The sequence below is a fragment of the Flavobacterium dankookense genome, assembly GCF_004362665.1.
Classification (GTDB): Bacteria; Bacteroidota; Bacteroidia; order Flavobacteriales; family Flavobacteriaceae; genus Flavobacterium; species Flavobacterium dankookense.
In genome coordinates this window covers 1-5375 of sequence record NZ_SNXR01000005.1, presented here as the reverse complement: position 1 = coordinate 5375, position 5375 = coordinate 1, and the positions used below count along the sequence as shown (strand labels likewise).

The following is a 5375-nucleotide window of genomic DNA, read 5'->3' as shown; positions in this document are numbered from 1 at the left end:
AAAATAATTTTAAAAAATATTTTCAAAAAAGCTTGTTTGGTAAAAAGAAATGCTTACTTTTGCACCCGCTAAACGAAAGAATAGCGATATAGAATTAAAGAATACGTTCATAGACATATTGGATTGACAGCCGTCTCGTTTTTAAAGACGAGACAAATAAAAAGAGAGTAAGAAAATTTAGAGATTTGAAATGACTAGCCTTTGTCTAACATACGATGCAGAATTTATTCAGCATAACAATATACGATGAAGAGTTTGATCCTGGCTCAGGATGAACGCTAGCGGCAGGCCTAACACATGCAAGTCGAGGGGTATTCTAGCAATAGAAGAGACCGGCGCACGGGTGCGTAACGCGTATGCAACCTACCTTTTACAGGGGAATAGCCCAGAGAAATTTGGATTAATGCCCCATGGTATAATTTAATGGCATCATTTAATTATTAAAGTTCCAACGGTAAAAGATGGGCATGCGTCCTATTAGCTAGATGGTAAGGTAACGGCTTACCATGGCTACGATAGGTAGGGGTCCTGAGAGGGAGATCCCCCACACTGGTACTGAGACACGGACCAGACTCCTACGGGAGGCAGCAGTGAGGAATATTGGACAATGGGCGCAAGCCTGATCCAGCCATGCCGCGTGCAGGAAGACGCATCTATGGTGTGTAAACTGCTTTTGTACGGGAAGAAACACTCCCTCGTGAGGGAGCTTGACGGTACCGTAAGAATAAGGATCGGCTAACTCCGTGCCAGCAGCCGCGGTAATACGGAGGATCCAAGCGTTATCCGGAATCATTGGGTTTAAAGGGTCCGTAGGCGGTTTAATAAGTCAGTGGTGAAAGCCCATCGCTCAACGATGGAACGGCCATTGATACTGTTAGACTTGAATTACAAGGAAGTAACTAGAATATGTAGTGTAGCGGTGAAATGCTTAGATATTACATGGAATACCAATTGCGAAGGCAGGTTACTACTTGTGGATTGACGCTGATGGACGAAAGCGTGGGGAGCGAACAGGATTAGATACCCTGGTAGTCCACGCCGTAAACGATGGATACTAGCTGTTCGGAGCAATCTGAGTGGCTAAGCGAAAGTGATAAGTATCCCACCTGGGGAGTACGTTCGCAAGAATGAAACTCAAAGGAATTGACGGGGGCCCGCACAAGCGGTGGAGCATGTGGTTTAATTCGATGATACGCGAGGAACCTTACCAAGGCTTAAATGTAGATTGACAGGTTTGGAAACAGACTTTTCTTCGGACAATTTACAAGGTGCTGCATGGTTGTCGTCAGCTCGTGCCGTGAGGTGTCAGGTTAAGTCCTATAACGAGCGCAACCCCTGTTGTTAGTTGCCAGCGAGTCATGTCGGGAACTCTAACAAGACTGCCAGTGTAAACTGTGAGGAAGGTGGGGATGACGTCAAATCATCACGGCCCTTACGCCTTGGGCTACACACGTGCTACAATGGACGGTACAGAGAGCAGCCACTGGGTGACCAGGAGCAAATCTATAAAACCGTTCTCAGTTCGGATCGGAGTCTGCAACTCGACTCCGTGAAGCTGGAATCGCTAGTAATCGGATATCAGCCATGATCCGGTGAATACGTTCCCGGGCCTTGTACACACCGCCCGTCAAGCCATGGAAGCTGGGGGTACCTGAAGTCGGTGACCGTAAGGAGCTGCCTAGGGTAAAACTGGTAACTGGGGCTAAGTCGTAACAAGGTAGCCGTACCGGAAGGTGCGGCTGGAACACCTCCTTTCTAGAGACATATATAAGGATAGTTTAAAATAATTTAAAAATTTAATTACTCTCGCTGTTAGTTCAAATAATACAAAAAGCAAAATAAAACAGAGTCTCGTAGCTCAGCTGGTTAGAGTACTACACTGATAATGTAGGGGTCCCCAGTTCGAGTCTGGGCGGGACTACTAAGTTTTTTTTGTTTTAAGGAAATTTTAGAGGTTGAGTTAAACCGTTTGAAGTGCTGTTAACTGAAAACTGTTAACTGTCCACTAGAAATACGGGGGATTAGCTCAGCTGGCTAGAGCGCCTGCCTTGCACGCAGGAGGTCATCGGTTCGACTCCGATATTCTCCACAAAATGCTGAATAAGTTTAGCATAAAAGTTCATTGACATATTGAGATAAGAAAATATTTAAAAAGTAGAAAGAACACGTTATGTGCATTTATGTATATAACAAATAGTACAATAAGCAAAATAAGGGCGTATGGGGGATGCCTAGGCTCTCAGAGGCGAAGAAGGACGTGATAAGCTGCGAAAAGCTACGGGGATTGGCACACACGAATTGATCCGTAGATATCCGAATGGGGCAACCCACTATGTTGAAGACATAGTACACCGATAGGTGAGCAAACCCGCTGAACTGAAACATCTAAGTAGGCGGAGGAGAAGAAAACAAAAGTGATTCCGTAAGTAGTGGCGAGCGAACGCGGATTAGCCCAAACCAGTGTTGTTACGGCAATACTGGGGTTGTAGGACCACGACATTTGTTGCGGATTGAATTAGAATAACCTGGAAAGGTTAACCAAAGAGGGTGATAGTCCCGTATAAGTAAGAGAAGATAACGATAGTGGTATCCTGAGTAGGGCGGGGCACGTGAAACCCTGTCTGAATTTGGCGGGACCATCCGCTAAGGCTAAATACTCCTGAGAGACCGATAGTGAACCAGTACCGTGAGGGAAAGGTGAAAAGAACCGTGAATAACGGAGTGAAATAGATCCTGAAACCATACGCTTACAAGCGGTCGGAGCCCTTTAGTGGGGTGACGGCGTGCCTTTTGCATAATGAGCCTACGAGTTAACGTTGCTGGCAAGGTTAAGTGATTAAGTCACGGATCCGTAGCGAAAGCGAGTCTGAATAGGGCGCTTTAGTCAGTAGTGTTAGACGCGAAACCGTGTGATCTACCCATGGGCAGGATGAAGCTGTGGTAACACATAGTGGAGGTCCGAACCGGTTGACGTTGAAAAGTCTTCGGATGACCTGTGGGTAGGGGTGAAAGGCCAATCAAACTCGGAAATAGCTCGTACTCCCCGAAATGCATTTAGGTGCAGCGTTAGTCGTAAAGTTATATAGAGGTAGAGCTACTGATTGGATGCGGGGGCTTCACCGCCTACCAATTCCTGACAAACTCCGAATGCTATATAATGTTTACTAACAGTGAGGGCTTGGGTGCTAAGGTCCAAGTCCGAGAGGGAAAGAACCCAGACCATCAGCTAAGGTCCCCAAATATATGCTAAGTTGAAAAAACGAGGTTTGTCTGCCCAGACAGCTAGGATGTTGGCTTGGAAGCAGCCATTCATTTAAAGAGTGCGTAACAGCTCACTAGTCGAGCGGACGAGCATGGATAATAATCGGGCATAAGCATATTACCGAAGCTATGGATTTATACGTAAGTATAAGTGGTAGGGGAGCATTCTAACAGGGTTGAAGGTGTATCGTAAGGTATGCTGGACTGGTTAGAAAAGAAAATGTAGGCATAAGTAACGATAATGCGGGCGAGAAACCCGCACACCGAAAGACTAAGGTTTCCTCAGCTATGCTAATCAGCTGAGGGTTAGTCGGGTCCTAAGGCGAATCCGAAAGGAACAGTCGATGGCCAACGGGTTAATATTCCCGTACTTCTTATAATTGTGATGGGGTGACGGAGTGATGAAAGCACCGCGAACTGACGGAATAGTTCGTTGAAGTACCTACCTATAAGCTGCGCAGGCAAATCCACGCGGCTTGGGGAAATACGATAGTACTCGGAGCCTTCGGGCAAAGAGATAGTGTGCCTAAGGGCTTCCAAGAAAAACCTCTAAACTTAGATTATAAGAACCCGTACCGTAAACCGACACAGGTAGTCGAGGAGAGAATCCTAAGGTGCTCGAGAGATTCATGGCTAAGGAATTAGGCAAAATAGACCTGTAACTTCGGGAGAAAGGTCGCCAGCAGCAATGCTGGCCGCAGTGAAAAGGTCCAGGCGACTGTTTATCAAAAACACAGGGCTCTGCAAAATCGTAAGATGAAGTATAGGGCCTGACACCTGCCCGGTGCTGGAAGGTTAAGAGGAGATGTTATCTTCGGAGAAGCATTGAATTGAAGCCCCAGTAAACGGCGGCCGTAACTATAACGGTCCTAAGGTAGCGAAATTCCTTGTCGGGTAAGTTCCGACCTGCACGAATGGTGTAACGATCTGGACACTGTCTCAGCCATGAGCTCGGTGAAATTGTAGTATCGGTGAAGATGCCGATTACCCGCAGTGGGACGAAAAGACCCTGTGCACCTTTACTATAGCTTAGTATTGGTCTTGGATAAGTGATGTGTAGGATAGGTGGGAGACTGTGAAGTGGCGTCGCTAGGCGTTGTGGAGTCATTGTTGAAATACCACCCTTTGCTTATCTGAGGTCTAACCCCGCGTATGTGGGGGACATTGCTTGGTGGGTAGTTTGACTGGGGTGGTCGCCTCCAAAAGAGTAACGGAGGCTTCTAAAGGTTCCCTCAGCACGCTTGGTAACCGTGCGTAGAGTGCAATGGCATAAGGGAGCTTGACTGAGAGACATACAGGTCGATCAGGTACGAAAGTAGAGCATAGTGATCCGGTGGTTCCGCATGGAAGGGCCATCGCTCAAAGGATAAAAGGTACGCCGGGGATAACAGGCTGATCTCCCCCAAGAGCTCATATCGACGGGGGGGTTTGGCACCTCGATGTCGGCTCGTCACATCCTGGGGCTGGAGAAGGTCCCAAGGGTTGGGCTGTTCGCCCATTAAAGTGGCACGCGAGCTGGGTTCAGAACGTCGTGAGACAGTTCGGTCTCTATCTACTGTGGGCGTTAGAAATTTGAGTGGATCTGATTCTAGTACGAGAGGACCGAATTGGACAAACCTCTGGTGTATCTGTTGTTCCGCCAGGAGCACCGCAGAGTAGCTACGTTTGGAAGGGATAAGCGCTGAAAGCATATAAGCGCGAAACCCACCACAAGATGAGATTTCTTTTAAGGATCGTGGAAGATGACCACGTTGATAGGCTATAGATGTAAAGGCAGTAATGTCATAGTCGAGTAGTACTAATAATCCGTAAGCTTATGTACACTTTTCTCCCGTCACAAGACGGGAGAAGAAACTTTCTTTTAAATTTTCTTTATCTCAGTGTGTTAAGATATTATTGTAGTTATTAATTATAAATGTTTAATTATTAATGCAAATGTTGTCAAAAGCAACATAACCTCTTAAGGTGGTTATTGCGTCGGGGCTCACCTCTTCCCATTCCGAACAGAGAAGTTAAGTCCGACTGCGCAGATGGTACTGCAATTTGTGGGAGAGTATGTCGCCGCCTTTTTTTGAAAAGCCTATCCGTATTGGATGGGCTTTTTTGTTTTTAGT

Annotated in this window: 2 tRNA genes and 3 rRNA genes; all 5 read left to right on the top strand. The window is 46.6% G+C overall.

What is annotated here, in order from left to right:
- Positions 1-243 precede the first annotated feature (243 nt).
- Positions 244-1755, top strand: a 16S ribosomal RNA gene (locus BC748_RS01095).
- Positions 1756-1847: 92 nt separating this feature from the next.
- Positions 1848-1921 (top strand) — tRNA-Ile (locus tag BC748_RS01090).
- Between the two features lie 94 nt (positions 1922-2015).
- Positions 2016-2089, top strand: a tRNA-Ala gene (locus BC748_RS01085).
- Positions 2090-2199: 110 nt separating this feature from the next.
- Positions 2200-5083 (top strand): 23S ribosomal RNA (locus BC748_RS01080).
- Between the two features lie 139 nt (positions 5084-5222).
- Positions 5223-5331 (top strand): 5S ribosomal RNA (gene rrf / locus BC748_RS01075).
- Together the 16S, 23S and 5S rRNA genes with 2 tRNA genes alongside form the textbook arrangement of a ribosomal RNA operon.
- Positions 5332-5375: the final 44 nt, after the last annotated feature.